Annotated in this window: 15 protein-coding genes; 5 read left to right on the forward strand and 10 right to left on the reverse strand. The window is 71.3% G+C overall.

The features are described 5' to 3' along the window. Positions 1–21: 21 nt before the first annotated feature. From JHD82_RS04545 to JHD82_RS04555, 3 genes are all read right to left on the reverse strand, one after another. Positions 22–1,404: an efflux RND transporter periplasmic adaptor subunit gene (locus tag JHD82_RS04545; protein ID WP_199135540.1), complete on the reverse strand. Its 1,383-nt coding sequence runs from the start codon at positions 1,402–1,404 to the stop codon at positions 22–24. A 30-nt stretch (positions 1,405–1,434) separates the two neighbouring features. Next, positions 1,435–2,769 (reverse strand): TolC family protein, encoded by a 1,335-nt coding sequence (locus JHD82_RS04550; protein WP_034390009.1) that lies wholly within the window; start codon positions 2,767–2,769, stop codon positions 1,435–1,437. Between the two features lie 167 nt (positions 2,770–2,936). After that, positions 2,937–3,341, reverse strand: coding sequence for a hypothetical protein (locus JHD82_RS04555; protein ID WP_043780713.1), 405 nt, complete (start codon positions 3,339–3,341; stop codon positions 2,937–2,939). Between the two features lie 165 nt (positions 3,342–3,506). On the opposite strand from JHD82_RS04555, the gene JHD82_RS04560 reads away from it, so the two are divergent. Genes JHD82_RS04560 through JHD82_RS04570 form a run of 3 tightly spaced genes read left to right on the forward strand, consistent with a single transcriptional unit; the run spans position 3,507 to position 6,051 of the window. After that, a complete protein-coding gene (locus JHD82_RS04560; RefSeq protein WP_169807217.1) occupies positions 3,507–4,196 on the forward strand; it encodes a heavy metal response regulator transcription factor in 690 nt (229 codons plus the stop codon). Then, entirely contained in the window at positions 4,193–5,587 is a 1,395-nt protein-coding gene (locus JHD82_RS04565) for a heavy metal sensor histidine kinase (protein ID WP_199135541.1), read from the forward strand. Before JHD82_RS04560 ends, JHD82_RS04565 begins: the two co-directional genes overlap by 4 nt. Positions 5,588–5,622: 35 nt before the next feature. Continuing rightward, entirely contained in the window at positions 5,623–6,051 is a 429-nt protein-coding gene (locus tag JHD82_RS04570; protein ID WP_012203024.1) for a hypothetical protein, read from the forward strand. A gap of 7 nt (positions 6,052–6,058) precedes the next feature. On the opposite strand, the gene JHD82_RS04575 is transcribed toward JHD82_RS04570, so the two are convergent. The 6 genes from JHD82_RS04575 to JHD82_RS04600 are packed head-to-tail and all read right to left on the reverse strand — an operon-like array spanning position 6,059 to position 12,810. Beyond that, positions 6,059–6,496: a PaaI family thioesterase gene (locus JHD82_RS04575; protein WP_012203025.1), complete on the reverse strand. Its 438-nt coding sequence runs from the start codon at positions 6,494–6,496 to the stop codon at positions 6,059–6,061. Then, complete coding sequence (locus JHD82_RS04580; RefSeq protein ID WP_012203026.1) at positions 6,493–6,717, reverse strand: acetyl-CoA carboxylase biotin carboxyl carrier protein subunit; 225 nt, start codon at positions 6,715–6,717, stop codon at positions 6,493–6,495. The genes JHD82_RS04575 and JHD82_RS04580 overlap by 4 nt, the downstream gene beginning before the upstream one ends. A gap of 11 nt (positions 6,718–6,728) precedes the next feature. Further along, complete coding sequence (locus tag JHD82_RS04585) at positions 6,729–8,090, reverse strand: acetyl/propionyl/methylcrotonyl-CoA carboxylase subunit alpha (protein ID WP_199135542.1); 1,362 nt, start codon at positions 8,088–8,090, stop codon at positions 6,729–6,731. Next, complete coding sequence (locus JHD82_RS04590; RefSeq protein ID WP_199135543.1) at positions 8,087–10,204, reverse strand: acetate--CoA ligase family protein; 2,118 nt, start codon at positions 10,202–10,204, stop codon at positions 8,087–8,089. The genes JHD82_RS04585 and JHD82_RS04590 overlap by 4 nt, the downstream gene beginning before the upstream one ends. A gap of 10 nt (positions 10,205–10,214) precedes the next feature. Continuing rightward, positions 10,215–11,234, reverse strand: a complete 1,020-nt coding sequence (locus JHD82_RS04595; protein WP_199135544.1) for a tripartite tricarboxylate transporter substrate binding protein — start codon at positions 11,232–11,234, stop codon at positions 10,215–10,217. Positions 11,235–11,262: 28 nt separating this feature from the next. Beyond that, complete coding sequence (locus JHD82_RS04600) at positions 11,263–12,810, reverse strand: acyl-CoA carboxylase subunit beta (RefSeq protein WP_199135545.1); 1,548 nt, start codon at positions 12,808–12,810, stop codon at positions 11,263–11,265. Between the two features lie 222 nt (positions 12,811–13,032). Here JHD82_RS04600 and JHD82_RS04605 point away from each other — a divergent pair, with 222 nt between their 5' ends. Further along, on the forward strand, positions 13,033–14,715 hold the full coding sequence (locus tag JHD82_RS04605; protein ID WP_199135546.1) for a sigma-54-dependent Fis family transcriptional regulator: 1,683 nt from the start codon (positions 13,033–13,035) through the stop codon (positions 14,713–14,715). A 114-nt stretch (positions 14,716–14,829) separates the two neighbouring features. Next, positions 14,830–15,801: an arsenic resistance protein gene (locus tag JHD82_RS04610; RefSeq protein ID WP_199135547.1), complete on the forward strand. Its 972-nt coding sequence runs from the start codon at positions 14,830–14,832 to the stop codon at positions 15,799–15,801. Here JHD82_RS04610 and JHD82_RS04615 read toward each other — a convergent pair. Continuing rightward, the coding region (locus JHD82_RS04615; protein ID WP_199135548.1) for a DUF445 domain-containing protein at positions 15,802–16,636 on the reverse strand (835 nt) is incomplete at its 5' end.

Below are 16,636 nucleotides of genomic sequence, written 5' to 3' on the forward strand. Positions count from 1 at the left end.
AGTTCTCCGTTCATGCCCGCATCAATGGGAGTGCTCGGCCGTGGCCTTGCCCAGCTCGGCCTTGAGCATGAAGCTGCCCTCGGCCACGTAGGATTGGCCGGGTTTCAGGCCTTCCAGCACCTCGGTGGTCTTGCCGTCGGCGCGGCCCACGCGCACGGGCTGGGCGCGAAAGCCCCCCTGCACGGGCACGAAGACCACGGTCTGCTGCTCCATCTTCTGCAGCGCCTGCGTGGCCACGGCCAGAGGCGCCTGCCGGGACGATGCCGTCAGCTCCACGTTCACGAACAGGCCCGGGCGCCACACGCCGTCGGGGTTGGGCAGGGTGATGCGCGCGGGGGCCGTGCGCGTGTCCTGGCCGATCAGTGCGCCCACATAGGCCACCTCGCCCGTGGCCGAGGAGTCGAAGGCCGTGGCGCGCACCGTGGCCTTCTCGCCCACGCGCACGGCGGGCAGGTCGGGCGCGGCCACGCGCATCTCGGCCCAGACGCTGCGCAGGTCGGAGATGGTGAAGACCTGGGTGGTGTCCTGCACGGCCTCGCCCACGGACAGGTGCTTTTCCACGATCACGCCGTCAAACGGCGCGCGCAGTTCGAAGCGGTTGAGCCCGCCCGCACCACCGCCGGCACCGGCGCCCGTGGCGGCCAGCTTCTGCTGGGCGTTGGAGACGGCGATCTCGGCCTCGCGCAGCGCCTGGCGCGCCTGCAGGTAGTCCTGCTCGGCCGAGACCTTTTCCTCCCACAGCTGCTTTTCACGTGCGTAGGTGGTGCGGGCCAGCTCCAGGCGCTTGCTGGCGGCCAGCAGTTCGCTGCGCTGCTCGGACACGGCGGCGCTGCTGAGCACGGCCAGCAGCTGGCCCTTCTTCACGTTCTGGCCCAGGTTGGCGGGAACGCTCTCGGCAATGCCGGCCACGCGCGGCACGACGTGGGCCGTGCGGTCTTCATTGAAGCGGATCTCCCCGGGCAGCTGCAGCACGGAGCGCACGGTGGCCGGACCGGCCTCGGCCAAGCGCACGCCGGCCGCCTGCATGCGCTGGGCGTCCATGGCGATCAGGCCTTCGTCGTCGCCATGGCCGGCTTCTGCAGCCGGTTTGGCGGCAGGTTGGGCGGCAGGTTGGGCGGCAGGCCTGGCCTCGGCTTTTTCCGCCTTGGAGTCTTCATGGTGTTCATCGTCGGCATGGCCTTCATCGTGCTTGTGGCCATCGGCTGCGGCTGCACCGTGGTGCTCGCCATCGGCATGGCCTGCGGCCTCGCTGTGGCCGTGGCCATGGCTGTCGGCCTTGGCAGCGCCCGGCGTGCCGCTGCGCAGGATCAGCGTGGCGGCCAGCGCGCCCAGGGCCAGGATGACGGCAATGGCCACAAGGGTGCGGCGCGGTCCGAGGGGGGAGGAGGAGGGCTTGGTGTTCATGGTCTGGATGCAATCAGGTTGCTATCGGAATCAGAGGCCGGATTCGGTGCCCAGCAGGCGGTCGATGTCGGCGGCGGCGCGGTGGGTGGCCAGCAGCTGGTCCAGGTACTGGCTGCGCGCCTCGGACCAGGTGCGTTGTGCGTCCAGCACGTCGAGGTAGCCGAACTTGCCCAGCGCAAACCCGCGCGAGGCCAGCTCGTAGGCCGTGCGCGCCGTGGGCAGCACCTCCTCGGCCAGCTGGCGCGCCTGCTCGCGGCTGGCCTGCAGCAGCTCGCGCGCCTCGAACAGCTGGGCCTGCAGCTGAACGCGCGTGGCCAGCAACTGCTCCTCGGCCTGGTCGGCCAGGCGCAGGGCCTGCAGCTGGTTGCCCCGGTTGCTGTCGAGCACGGGCAGGGGCACGGAGACGCCGACCACGAGCTGGTTGCGCCCGACCTCGGTGGCGCGCTTGACGCCCAGGCTGACGGTGGGATCGGGCAGGCGCCGCGCACGCTCCAGGTCGGCCGTGGCGCGGCTTTGCTCCAGCGCCTGGCGCGCACGCAGCACGGCGGGAGCCTGTTCGATGCGCTGCTGCAGGGCTGCCAGCTCAGGCAGCTGGGGCAGGGCGTCCACCGCGCCCTCGGCCTGGCCGAAGGGGCGCACTCGCTCGCCCCACAGCGCCTGCAACTGGCCGCGCGCCACGCGCAGGCCCGAGCGGGCCTGGGCCTGTTCCAGGCGGGCGCCGGATTCGGCCACGCGGGCCCGGGTTTCCTCCAGCGGCGCCACCTTGCCGGCGGCCACGCGGCGGGCTGCGGCCTCGCGCGCGCTGCTGGCGATCTCCAGCGTCTGCCCGGCCAGGACCACGCGCTGCTGCGCAGCCAGCACGCCGAAGAAGGCGGTGCCCACGTCGGCGCGCAGCGCAGCCTCGGCCCCCGCCAGCTCGGCCTGCGCCAGGTCGCGCCCGCGCTCGGCCACGCGCATGCGGGCCTCGCGCTTGCCGCCCACTTCCAGGGTCTGGTTCAGCTGCACGGTCAGCGTGCGGGTGCTGCGGCGCGTGTCCTCCTGCGACCAGGCCAGCTCGGGGTTGGGCCGGGCACGGCTTTGGAGCACGGCGCCATCGCTGGCCTCCAGCGCACGGCGGGCCGCACGCAGGCCGGGGTTGCCGTCCAGCGCCAGGGCCAGGGCCTGCTGCAGATCCAGCGGCGGGCCGGCCGGTGTGGACTCGGAAACAGCGGCTGCAGATGGCGCAGCCGCATCGGCAGGCTCGCCCGCCTGCACGGCGCCGCAAGCGGTCAGCACGGCCATCACCAGCAGGGCACGCGGCCCGGGCCAGGCGCTCCATGGTGCGTGGGAAGCCGTCCTCGACGGAAAGGACGAAGGGAAAGACATACACGGACTCCTTGCCCGCGCGCAGGTCAGGCCTGACCGTTCATCAGCCGGTCAGGCCGCTGCGGCGGGCGCGCACGGCCCATGGCCGCTGAGCGCGAGGGGATTTCAGGGGAATGCCGGTCCGGGGCAGAAACAGGGCCATGCCCGGCCGGCGGCTGCAGGGGGCGTCAGCCCTGCCAGCGGGGCCGATCGGGGCGCAGCAGCACGGCCGAGGCATGGCGGCGCAGCGGCTCGGCAAATGGCATGGGGGGAGGCGCCACCGGCGCGGCCTTGGCGTAGTGGGTGGCGACGGCCACCCAGGCATGGCACATGGAGCAATCGACGCTGAGCGACGACGGCTGGCCCTGGTCCGACTTCTTTGCCGGTTGCCCCGGTTCGGCGCCAGCGCCCGGATCTGCGTTGGCATGGCGCTCGGCGCCCATGCCATGCAGGCTCACGCCGTGGACATGGTGGCCGAAGTGCCGGGTCTCATGCCCGTCGTGCCGGCACAGTGCAGCGGCCGCCATCCAGCTCCACTGGAACAGCAGCGCGATCACGAGGACGGCGAGGGCGGCGAGACGGGGCCGGGTCATGGAGGAGGGCATGGGGCAGGTGCGGGATTGTCGTGCATGGCGTTTGCCCACAACCACGACTCCCCCAAGCCGGCGAGTCTAGGGCCGTGCGGCGACCTGTGGCTGTCGGGCACATGACAAATTTGTCATCTTGGCAAACCATGCCCTTCCCCGACAATGCTCGGCATGAAAGTCCTGGTCATCGAAGACGAAATCAAGCTGGCCGACTACCTCCGCAAGGGCCTGACCGAGGAGGGGTTCGTGGTCGACGTCGCGCACGACGGCATCGACGGCCTGCACCTGGCTACCGAGCTGGCCTACGACCTCATCGTGCTCGACGGCATGCTGCCCGGCATCGACGGCCTGGCCGTGCTGGCGGCGCTGCGCCAGTCGCGCCAGACGCCGGTGCTGATGCTGACGGCGCGCGGCCAGGTGGAGGACCGCGTGCGCGGCCTGCAGGGCGGCGCCGACGACTACCTGGTCAAGCCCTTTGCCTTCTCCGAACTGGTGGCGCGCATGCATGTGCTGCTGCGCCGCAGTGTCGGCACGGCGCATCCGGCGGCCGAGGCCACCATGCTGCGCATGGCCGACCTGGAGCTGGACCTGATCCGCCGACGCGCCACGCGCGCCGGCCAGCGCCTGGACCTCACGGCCAAGGAATTCAACCTGCTGAGCCTGCTGCTGCGCCGCCAGGGCGAGGTGCTGTCGCGCACCGAGCTGGCCTCCCAGGTCTGGGACATGAACTTCGACAGCGAGACCAACGTGGTCGAGGTGGCCGTGCGCCGCCTGCGCCTGAAGCTGGACCAGCCCTTCGAGCAGCCGCTGCTGCACACGGTGCGCGGCATGGGCTACGTGCTGGAGTCGCGCGCACCGTGAGCGCCGCCCCTGCCGCACCTCCCGCCGCCGACATTCCCCACCTGGGCCGGCGCCTGTCGCGCTGGCTGGCGCTGCAGACCATGCTGGGCCTGGGCCTGGTGTGCGCGGCCGTCTACGGGGTGGCCTCGATGACGCTGGAGCAGCACCAGCACGAGACGCTGGACCTCAAGCAGCAGGCCGTGCTGCACCTGATGACGGAAAGCCGCAGCGCCCACAACGAGGCCGGTCTGGCCCACATGCTGGACGACTTTCTCACGGGCCTGGACGAGATGTCGCTGCGCATCACCGACCTGCAGGGCCGCGTGATCTACGAGCGCCTGCGCATTCCCAAGACGCCGGGCCGCACGCTGCAGCGCAGCTTCGAGGTGGTGCTGGCCGACAGTGGCCAGCATGCACAGGCCCAGCTCACCCTGGACCGCGCCGACGATGACCGGCAGCTGTCCCTGCTGGCCTGGACGCTGGCCCTGGCTGCCGTGGGCGGCGCACTGCTGGTGTCGTTGACCGGCATCTGGCTGGTGCGCCTGGGCCTGGCGCCGCTGCGCGAACTGACCGAGCAGACGCGCAAGCTGTCGGCCCAGGACCTGCAGCGACGCCTGGACGACAGCGGCCAGCCGCAGGAGTTGCGCCCGCTGATCGCGCAATTCAACGCCTTGCTGGAACGGCTGGCCGTGGCCTACCGGCAGATGGAGGCCTTCAATGCCGACGTGGCCCATGAGCTGAACACGCCGCTGACCACGCTGATCAGCAGCTGCGAGCTGGCCCTGCGCAAGCCGCGCAGCGAGGCCGAGCTGCGCGAGGTGCTGGCCTCCAACCTGGAGGACCTGCGGCGCATGGCCGGCATCGTGGCCGACATGCTGTTTCTCTCCCAGGCCGACCGGGGCCAGGGCGCGCGCCTGGCGCCCTGGGCCAGCCTGGCCGCGCTGGCCCATGAGGTCATCGACTTCCACGAGGCCGCGCTGCAGGAGGCCGACCTGCAGGTCGTCGTCCAGGGCGACGCGGCCGCCGAGGTCGATGCGCGGCTGCTGCGCCGGGCGCTGTCCAACCTGCTGGGCAATGCCACACGCTATGCACAGCGCGGCTCCACCATCACCGTGCAGATAGGCGCACGGCCCTGTGCCCACCACGGCGGCGCCGGTGATGTGGCGCTGGCGGTGCTCAACCGGGGCCCGACCATAGCCCCCGCCGACCTGCCGCGCCTGTTCGACCGCTTCTACCGGGCCGACGCCGCGCGCAGCCAGGCCGACCGCAACCATGGCCTGGGCCTGGCCATCGTGGCCGCCATCGCGCGCATGCATGGCGGGCGCTGCTTTGCCGAGTCCGAAGGCGGCTTCACGCGCATCGGCCTGGAACTGCCCGACAGCCCGAGCCCGCAGCGCGATTCCCCGGCCTGAACACAGGCACCGGAGCGGCGGCACAATGGCGCCCCATGACGCAAGACGCCCCCTCCTCCTACGCAACGCTGCTGGCCGAAGGCAATGCCCTGGTGGCCCAGGCACAGCGGGCCGCCACCCAGGATTTCGCCCAGGCCCGGGCGCTGTGGCAGCAGGCCGGCAAGCACTTCTACCTGGCCCACAAGGCCGACCCCGACCAGGCCGAGGGCGCGTTTCGCCTGGCCCAGGCCTGGATGGCCGAAGCCCATGCGCTGCAAAAGGAAGAATCGCCAGACGCCGTGGTGATGTGGCGCAACGCCGCCGCGCAATGCGAGCTGGCGTTCGACCTGGAACCCGAAAACGGCCGCCTGGCCATGACGGCGGCCAGCTGCCACATGTTCGGCGGCCAGCATGACGCGGCCAAGGCCTGGCAGCAGATCGGCCAGCACCTGCTGCCGCCGGCGCCCGAAGGCGAAGGCGCCTGAAGCCAGGCTACAGCGCGATCAGCTTGAACACGGCCCGCGCCGTGCACACGGCCTGGCCCGCGCTGTCCAGCACATTGCCCTCGCAGAACACGGTGCGCGCGCCTGCGCGCAGCACGCGGGCCTCGATCAGCAGGTCGGTGGTGGCCGAGGCGAGGAAATGCGTGCTCATCTCGATGGTCACCACGCCCAGCCCCAGCGGGTTGGACGAGCGCGCGGCCGCGCTCAGCGTGAAGTCCAGCGCGCTCATCAGCGCGCCGCCATGGCCATGCCCCCGGCTGTTGGCCAGGTGCGGGCGCATGGGCAGCCGCGTGCGCGCCAGGCCGGGCGCCAGGCTCACGGGCTCCAGGCCGATATGGGACATGAAGGGCACGTCGATGCCGAAGTAGCCGCGCGCCAGCGCGGCGGCCTCCAGGTCCGGGGCGGTGGAAATTCCAACGGCGTTCATCCGATCTCCGCAATTGCCTGGCCTTCGGCCACCGGCTCGCCCACGGCCACGAGCATGCGGCGCACGACGCCTGCCACCTCGCTTTCCACGGGAATCTCCATCTTCATGGACTCCACGATGATGAGGGTGTCGCCCAGGGCGACGGTGCCGCCTTCGGCGGCTTCCACAGCGGCCACGAGGCCGGCGATGGGGCTTGTGATCATGTTCGGGGTGGTGGTCATGGGTAGGGCTTTCAAAGGTGGGACAGCACGCGCTGGGCGATGCCGGTGTCGATGCGCAGGTCCAGGAAATCGGCGTGGCCCAGGATGCGTTCGATGAAGGGGATGTTGGTTTTCACGCCCTCGATGCGGGTCTGCGCCAGTGCCTGGCGCAGCCGCGCGATGGCCTGGGCGCGGTCGCTGCCATGGGCCACGAGCTTGGCGACCATGGGGTCGTAGAAGGGCGTGACGCTGCAGCCCTGGGCATAGCCGGTCTCCACGCGCAGGCCTTCGCCCTGGGGCATCTCGAAGCGGTCCAGGCGCCCTGGCGAGGGCAGGAAGCGCACGGGGTCTTCGGCATAGATGCGCGCCTCGATGGCATGGCCGCGGGCCACGGGTTCGGCGGGCAGCACCTCCCGCATGCGCTCGCCGGCGGCCAGGCGGATCTGGGCCTCGACGATGTCAATGCCCGTGATCTCCTCGGTCACCGCATGCTCGACCTGCAGCCGCGTGTTCATCTCCAGGAAGACAAAGCCGTGCTGCGGCGTGTAGAGCATCTCCACGGTGCCGATCACGTCATAGCCCGTGCGCGCCAGCAGGCCGGCCAGCAATTGCCGCATGTCGGCCAGGGCCTGCGCGGGAATGCCTGCGGGGCGGGCCTCTTCCACCACCTTCTGGTGGCGGCGCTGCACCGAGCAGTCGCGCTCGAACAGCACGCGCACCTCGCCATGGCGGTCGGCCAGCACCTGGAACTCGATGTGGCGCGGCGCCTCGATCAGCTTTTCCAGGTACAGCTCGGCCGTGCCGAAGTACTTGGCGGCAATGCCGCTGGCCTTGGACCAGGCGCCCTCCAGCTGCGGTGCATCGTGCGCGGGCAGCATGCCGATGCCGCCGCCCCCGCCTGCGGGTTTGACCAGCACGGGAAAGCCGATGCGCGCCGCCTCCGCCTGCGCCTCCTGCAGGCTGTGCAGCACGGCCGAGCTGGCCGCCTGCGGCATGCCCTGGGCGGCCATGAAGGCCCGCGCCTGGGTCTTGTGGCCCAGCGTGCGTATCCAGTGCAGCGAGGGGCCGATGAAGCACAGGCCCTGGCGCTGCACGGCCTCGGCGAAGTCCGCGTTCTCGGAGAGAAAGCCGTAGCCCGGGTGCACGGCATCGGCCCCCGTCTCGCGCGCCACCTGCAGCAGCCGCGCCTGGTCCAGATAGCTTTGCGCGGCGGGCGCAGGGCCTATGCACACGGACTGGTCGGCAGCGCGCACATAGGGCAGGCCGGCATCGGCCTCGGAGTACACGGCCACGGATTCAAGGCCCATGCGCCGCAGCGTGCGGATCACGCGCGCGGCCACGGCGCCCCGGTTGGCGACCAGCACGCGGCGGATGGGGTGCGGGGCGCCGCTCATGCCGCCTCCGAGGACGCCGCTGGCGCGGCGGCCACGGCCACCACCGCATCGACGATGACCGGCGCCTGCGCGCCGCGCGCCACGAGCACGGGATTGGCATCGACCGACTGCACGCGCCCGCCCTGGGCCAGCATCCAGTCGCCCAGCCGCACCATCATGGCGGCCACGGCGTCCAGCTCCACGGCAGGCATGCCGCGCACGGCCCCAAAGGCCGGGGCGATGGCCAGGCGCGCAAGGGCATCCAGCGCCTGCCGCGCACTGAAGGGAGCCACGAGGAACTGCACGTCCCTGAGCGCCTCCACCAGCACACCGCCCTGGCCGACCATGACCACCACGCCGAACTCGGCATCCACATGGGCACCCAGCGCCAGCTCGAAGTCGGCCCTGTGCTGGGCGCCCAGCAGCAGGCCGCCATCGGCCGCGCCCAGGCGGGCCAGCGTGGCGGCGAAGTCGCCAAAGGCCTGCAGCGCCTGCTCCGCCTCGCGGATGTTGAGCCGCACCAGGCCATGCTCGGACTTGTGCGAGAGATCGGCGGACACGCCCTTGGCCACCAGGGGCCGTGGCAGGGACTCGATGGCGGCGCGCACCTCGTCCTCGCTCCTGCAGACCAGATGGCGCATCACCGGCAGGTCGGCGCGGGCGAGTTCGGACAGGCTGGAGGGCTCGTCCAGCGTAACCAGCGTGATGGAGCGGGAGGCCGCCACCGGCACCGATGCCTCGGCAGACGGCGCCTGTGCCTGCCTGCCACCGGCCTGCTCGGCCAGCAGCGCCAGGCCGCGCATGGCGGCGCGTTCGCTCCAGAAGGTGGGCACGCCCTGGTCCTGGAAGGCCTGGGCCACCCAGTCCTGGTTGACGCTGACCGCAATGGGCACGCCGGTGTCGCGCGCAAAGCGGCTGGCCTGGCCCGCGAAGTCGGCGAAGTCATAGCCCTCGCCGCCGATCGGGAAGCCCACGTGAACGAGGTCCGCCGCACCGCTGCCCGACAAGGCCCGCAGCGTGTCGCCAAAGGTCTGCGGCCTGCCCAGCAGGGCCGTGGTCATGTCGATGGGATTGCGCGCCGTGACATAGGACGGCAGGGCCTGGGACAGGCCATCCAGCGTGGCGGCATCGAACGGCTCCAGGGCCAGTCCGTATTCCTCGGCCGCGTCGGCCGACAGCACGCAGGTGGCGCCCGAATTGCTGATGCTGACCACGCGGCGACCGCGCGGCGCAGGCTGGGACAGGAACAGCGGCGCGTAGTCGATCAGCTCGCGGAAGTCGGCCAGGCGCGGTATGCCGTGCTGGCGCAGGAAGGCATCGGCCAGCGCGTCCTCGGCCGCCAGCGCGCCCGTGTGCGAGCTGGCCGTGGCCTGGCCTGCGCGCGTGCGGCCGGCCTTCACGGCCAGGATGGTGACGCCGCGCGCATGCGCCAGGCGCGCGGCCTCGGCCAGCCAGGCGCTTTGCCGCAGCGTCTCGATGTAGAGCACGACCAGGCGGATGCCTTCGTCCTCGACCACGGCGCGCACGGCCTCGGCTGCGCAGACATCGGCCTCGTTGCCCGTGGACAGCATGTAGCGCACGCCGATGCCCGCGCGGCGCAGGCCGCCGTAGAGAATGGCCGCGCCCGCGCCGCTCTGGCTGACGATGGCCACGGGGCCGTCGGCCGGCGCGTTCTCGTTGATCATGGTCGAGAAGTTGAGGATGGCGCCCGTGGCGAAGTTGGCCACGCCCTGGCAGTTGGGGCCGAACAGGCGCAGCCCGCCGCCTGGCGCCCGGCCCGCCCGCGCCACCAGGTCGGCCTGCTGCCGGCGACCCTCCTCGCCCAGCTCCGCAAAGCCCGAGGAATAGATCACGGCCAGGCGCGCGCCCACGGCCACGCAGTCGTCGATGGCGGCGGCCACGTCCTCGCCGGGCAGGCTGATGACCACGGCGTCGGGCGTCTCGGGCAGCGCGCGCAGCGAGGGGTAGGCGGCCAGGCCCTGGACCTCGGCGCGCTTGGGATTGATGGGCAGGATGCGGCCTGGGAAACCATGGCGCCGCAGGTAGTCGATGGGCCGGCCACCGGCCTTGATGGGGTTGTCGGATGCGCCGAGGATGGCGACCGAGCGGGGGTTCAGTGCTTGCAACAGAGACATGCGTACCTCATCAATCCAAAGACAAGGCTTCGCGCTGGATGACTTGGCCCCAGTCGGCCACTTCCTTGGCGATGCGCTGGCCGAACGGCGCGGGCGGCATCATCACGGGCTCGCCCTGGCTGCTGAGCACGGCGCGGATGCGGGCGTCCTGCAGCACGCCCCTGGAGGCCTCGTAGAGCCGGTTGACGATGGCCGGCGGCGTGCCCGCGGGCGCCAGCAGGCCGGCCCAGAAGGTGACGTCGAAATCGGCATAGCCGGCCTCGGCCATGGTGGGCACCTCGGGCAGTTGCTGCATGCGCCGGGGTGCGGTGACGGCCAGCGCCACGAGCTTGCCGCTGGCGATGTGGGGCAGCGCGCTCCAGGTGTCGAACTGCGTGTCCAGCTCGCCGCTGAGCACGGCCATCTGCGCCTGCGATGCGCTCTTGTAGGGCACATGCGTGGTCTTCACGCCCGTGCGGTTGCTCCAGGCCGCATAGGCCAGGTGGGCGATGTTGCCGGGGCCGGCAGAGCCGTAGCTGAGCTTGTCGGGATGGCCCTTGGCGAAGGCGATCACGTCCTTGGCCGAGCGGATCTGGTGCTTCTGCGCCCACTCGGGGTTGACGGTGAGGATGAAGGGCGCATCCAGCACCATGGTGATGGGCGCGAAGTCCTTGGCGCGGTAGGTGATCTTCTTGTAGATCTGGGGGTTGATGGTGATGCTGCTGGAGTTGGTGACCAGCAGGGTGTAGCCGTCGGGCGCGGCGCGCGCCACCTCGCCCACGCCGATGGCGCCGTTGGCGCCGGGCTTGTTCTCCACCACCACGGGCTGGCCCAGCGACTTGCTCAGCGGCTCGGACAGCGCACGTGCAATGGTGTCGGTGAACGAGCCTGCAGGAAAGCCGACCACGATGCGCACGGGGCGCGTGGGCCATTTGTCCTCCTGGGGGGCCTGGGCCTGGGCCGCCGTCGCGGCGCACAGGGTCAGGCACGGCGCCAGGCACAGGGCCAGGGCGGTGCGGCGCGAGGGCGCGCTCGGTTGTCTGGTTGCCATTGCTTTGTCTCCTTGGGTTTTTATGCGTTCAGGGCCGCAGGCCGAACTGCGGCGCTCCGGCCTCGCGCAGCGGCGCGGCCAGTTCCACGAATTCGCTGAGCAGGGCGCGCGTGTCGCGCGGATCGATCACCTCGTCGATGCCGAAGGCCTCGGCCGTGCGGAAGGGCGAGGTCAGGCTGCGCACGCGCTGCTCGATCTCGGCGCGCTTTTGCACGGGGTCGTCGGCGCCTTCGATCTCGGCCTTGTAGGCCACCTCCAGCCCGCCCTCGATGGGCAGCGAGCCCCAGTTGGCCGAGGGCCAGGCATAGCGGAAGTTGAAGCGGCCCATGTGCTGGTGGCCGGCCGCCGCCACGCCGTAGGCGCGGCGGATGAGGATGCTGCACCAGGGCACGGTGGCCTGGTAGACGGCGGCCAGGGCGCGCACGCCGTAGCGCATGACGCCGGCCTTCTCGGCCTCCACGCCGATCTGGAAGCCCGCGATGTCCGCCAGGTTGACCACGGGCAGGTGGAAGGTCTGGGCCATGTCCACGAAGCGCGTGAACTTCTCGGCCGAGGGGCCGTCCCAGCCGCCGCCGTAGAAGTACGGGTCGCTGGCCACCACGGCCACGGGCCAGCCGTCGATGCGCGCCAGCCCCGTGACGATGGCCCGTCCCCAGTGGCGGCCCGTCTCCAGGAAGGAGCCCTCATCGACCAGGCATTCGACGATGGGCCGGATCTTGTAGACCTTGCGGCCATCACGCGGAATGGCCGACAGCAGCCATTCGTCGCGCCGCCGCGGATCGTCCTGCGGCGCGGTGCGCGCAGGCAGCTCGTACACCGACGATGGCAGGTAGGACAGGAAGCGGCGCACGCGCTCGAAGGCCTCCTGCTCGGTGGCTACCTCGTCATCGACCACGCCGTTGCGCGTGTGCACCTGGCTGCCGCCCAACTCGTTCTTGGTCACGTTCTGGCCGATGCGCGCCACCACGGGCGGGCCGGCATTGAACAGCTGGGCGGTCTCCTTGACCATCACCGAGTAATGGCTGGAGGCCACGCGCGCCGCGCCCATGCCGGCCACCGAGCCCAGGGCCAGCGAGACCACGGGCACGGTGGACAGGTTCTGCACCACCTGGCTCCAGACCTTCATGGTGGGCACGCTGGTGTAGCCCTTGGTCTCGATGTTGCGCACCGAGCCGCCGCCGCCCGTGCCGTCCACCAGGCGCACCATGGGCAGGCGCAGGTCGTGCGCCATCTTCTCGGCAAAGATCAGCTTGTCGCCCACGGCGCCGTCGTTGGCGCCGCCGCGCACCGTGAAATCGTCGCCCACCACGACCACGGGCCGCCCGCCCACGCGCGCCCGGCCCATGATGAGGTTGGAGGGCGTGAAGTCCGTCAGCCTGCCCAGGCCGTCGTACTGGCCCGAGCCGGTGAGCGAGCCCACCTCCACGAAGGACTGCGCGTCCGTGCAGGCATCGATGCGCTCGCGCACCGTGAGCTTGCCGGCGGCCTTGTGCCGCGCCACCTTGTCCTCTCCGCCCAGTTTGGCCGCCAGTGCGCGGCGGTATGCGATCTCGTCCACTTCGGGTTGCCAGCTCATGTCGTCGTGTCTCCTTGTGCATGTAGAGATGCACAAGGCGTGCCAGAACGCAGTGCGTTGAATTCAAAGAATTTTTTCCACAATCGACCTTCGCGTGTCCACATCAAGGACAGCCTCGAAGACACGGGTTGGGCACTGTCTTCAATGGAGACACCACGGGGACAGACCCGTGGCCTGCGCGCCGCTAGAGTGCGTTCACCCCAGCCACTGCCCGCCATGCCCATGCCCAGCTCCCCCGACCACCGATTCGGCGTTCTCGTCTGGCGACGCGACTCGCCAGAGCCCGTGGCGCGGCTGGGCCTGGCGCAGGAGCCGCTGCTGCATGCAGCCGTCACCGAGGCCCTGGCCCGCGCGCACGGCGACGGGCACAACCCCATCGGCCATGGCCAGTTGCTGCACGTGGAAACGCCGGGCCCGCGCGGCACGGTGGCCCGCCATGTGGCCGTGGTGCTGGCCGATGCCGAGGGCGAGGTCGCCCTGCTGCGCCCGGCCGACGAGGCGGCGGCGCTGTTCGACATGGTGGCCAGCGTGCCCTTCGCCTTCGCCATCCTCAACATGTTCCTGACCAACCCGTACCAGGCGATCACGGTGGCCGACCATGAAGGGCTGATGCGCTACATCAGCCCCGTGCACGAGAAGTTCTTCGGCCTGGCGCCCGGCACGGCCGCAGGCCGGCGCGCCGAGGACGTGATCCCCAACTCGCGCCTGCCCCACGTGGTGCGCAGCGGCCGGGCCGAGATCGGCGACCTGCAGCAGCTGGGGCCGGGCGTGAGCCGCATCGTCAACCGCATGCCGGTCTACGAGGGCGGCGCCGTGGTGGGCGCCGTGGGCCAGGTCAGCTTCAGCGGCGTGGAGGCACTCAACCGCATGCAGCAGCGGCTGAACCAGCTGCATGACGAGGTGCAGCACTACAAGCGCGAACTGAGCCAGTTGCGCGGCGGCACGCCCACGGCGCAGATGGTGGGCGCCAGCGCCCCCATGCAAAGGCTGGCCCGCGAGATCGACGCCGTGGCGCGGCTGGACGTGCCCGTGCTCATCCTGGGCGAGAGCGGCAGCGGCAAGGAACTGGTGGCCCAGGCCCTGCATGCGCGCGGGCGCGATGCCGACGCGCCCCTGGTCAGCCTCAACCTCGCGGCCCTGCCGGCCACGCTGATCGAGTCCGAGCTGTTCGGCTACGAGGCCGGCGCCTTCACGGGCGGGCGCAGGCAGGGACAGCCCGGCAAGCTGGAGCAGGCCGAGGGCGGCACGCTCTTCCTCGACGAAGTGGCCGACATTCCCATGGAGATCCAGGTCAAGCTGCTGCGCGTGCTGGAGGACCGCCAGGTGCAGCGCCTGGGCGCGCACAGCGGCCGGCAGGTGAACTTCCGCATCGTGGCCGCCACGCACCGCGACCTGCGCGGCCTCATCGACAGCGGCCGCTTCCGGCTGGACCTGTTCTACCGCCTCAGCGGCGTGGTGCTGCATGTGCCCGCCCTGCGCCAGCGCCTGGAGGACATCCCGGCCCTGGTGCAGCGCTTTGCCCAGTCGTTCTGCGAGCGCAACGGCATTGCGCTGCCGCGCATCGCGCCCGGCGTCATGCCCTACCTGGCCCGCCAGGCCTGGCCCGGCAATGTGCGCCAGCTGCGCCAGCGCGTGGAAGAGGCCCTGGTGTTCTGCGACGGCCACCTGCTGGGCGTGGACAACTTCGCGCGCCACGAGGACCCGCTGGCCGGCGCACGACCTTCGCCCGCCGCCGAGCCCGGCATGCCCTCCACCGGCGCCGTGGCCCCGCTCAAGGACCAGGAGCGCAACGCCATCCTCGACGCCATCGCACGCTGCGGCGGCAACAAGAAGCTGGCCGCGCAGGAGCTGGGCATCTCGCGCTCCTACCTCTACAAGGTGCTGGGCGCGGCATCGCCCGGCTGAGCCTGTCGGGCCGAGTGCAGGGAATTCGAGACAGCGGCTGGCCGCACCGTTGCCATACTAGGCACCCCGTACCCATTGCCGCACCTGCCGCCTCTGCCGCACCCGGCGCCCCGAATGCAAGACACCCGAGACGCGCTCGAACAGCGCCAGATCCCCATCTACTTCGCCGCCGTGGCCCTGGCCGCGGCCGCCGCCTGGGCGCTGCCCGGCACGGGCGTGCTGGAGCGTGCCATCAACCCCGCGCTGGCGCTGATGCTGTACGTGACCTTCTTGCAGGTGCCCGTGGCCGAGCTGCGGCGCGCCTTCGGCCAGGTGCGCTTCCTGGCCGCGCTGATGACGGCCAACTTCATCGTGGTGCCGGTGCTGGTCTGGGCCCTGCTGCAGTTCCTGCCCGCCGACCCCCTGCTGCGCCTGGGCGCGCTGCTGGTGCTGCTGGCGCCCTGCATCGACTACGTGGTCACCTTCTCCCACCTGGGACGTGCTGACGCGCGCCTGCTGCTGGCAGCCACGCCGGCCCTGCTGATCGCGCAGATGCTGGCCCTGCCCGGCTACCTGGGCCTGTTCCTGGGTGACGATGCGGCGCGGCTGGTCCAGGCGGGGCCTTTCCTGCATGCGTTCGTGTGGCTGATCGCCGTGCCGCTGGCCCTGGCCGCTGCCACGCAGCTGTGGGCGGCCCGCAGCCGGCGCGGCGCCAGCGCCTCGGCATGGCTGGGCCTGCTGCCCGTGCCGGCCACCGCGCTGGTGCTGTTCGTGGTGATCGCCTCCGTGCTGCCCCAACTGGGCCCGGCAACGCAGGCAGCCTGGAGCATGGTGCCCGTCTATGCGGCCTTTGCGGTGGCAGCGCCCGCCCTGGGCTGGCTGGTGGCGCGCGCCTTCCGGCTTCCAGCGCCCGCAGGCCGAGCGGTCGCGTTCAGCGCGGGCACGCGCAATTCGCTGGTCGTGCTGCCGCTGGCCCTGGCCGTGCCTGGCGCCATTCCCGTGCTGCCGGCCGTCATCGTCACGCAGACGCTGGTGGAGCTGCTGGCCGAGCTGGCCTATGTGCGCGTGATTGCGCTGTGGGGACGGGACCAGCCGGCCGGCCAGTGATCAGGCCCACATCCGCCCCGCATTGGAGACCAGGAACAGCACCAGCCCCACGGCACCGCCGACCACGGTGCCGTTGATGCGGATGTACTGCAGGTCCTTGCCGATGTGCAGCTCGATCAGCTCGGACAGCTCGCGCGCATCCCAGCGCCGCACGGTATCGGCGATGTGCTGGGCCAGGAACTGCGAGACATCGGGCGCCAGCGCCTGGGCCCAGCGCTTGAGGCGCTCGTTCATGGAACTGCGCAGCGCCTCGTCGTGCGCCAGCGACTGGCCCAGCCAGCGGCCCATGGCGGCGGTCTTGCGCGCCACCTGCGAATGCTCGTTGGCCAGGTCCGCCTGCAGCTTGGCGCGCAGGCCCAGCCACAGCGCCCGCAGGTAGCCGGCCAGCTTCTCGTCGTGCAGCAGGTAGTGGCGCAGCCGCTCGGCGCGCTCGGACATGGCGGGGTCGGACTGCAGCCGCGTGACCAGCCGGTCCACGGAGGCGTCGAAGGCCTTGCGCATGTGGTGCTCGGGATTGCTGGCAATGTCCTGCAGCAGGCTGTCGAGCGCGCCCGCAATGGCGCTGGCGCCCTTGTCGCTGAGCCAGTCCGTGGGCAGCATCTTTTCCTTGAGCGGATGCTCGCGCTTGAGCCACAGCACGATGGTCTGGGCGATCAGCACATGGGTCTCGGCCTCGCGCAGCACGCCGCTGACGCGGGCCAGCACATCGTCCAGCACGGCCTGGTGGCGGCCATCCCTGGTCAGGCCCGACAACAGATCCGCCGCCGCGCGGGGCAGGTCCACCTGGGCCAGCAAGGCCTTGAATGCCTGTGTCAGAAAGCGCTCCACCTGCCGG

The sequence above is a fragment of the Delftia sp. ASV31 genome (genome assembly GCF_016428765.1).
Classification (GTDB): domain Bacteria; phylum Pseudomonadota; class Gammaproteobacteria; order Burkholderiales; family Burkholderiaceae_C; genus Comamonas; species Comamonas acidovorans.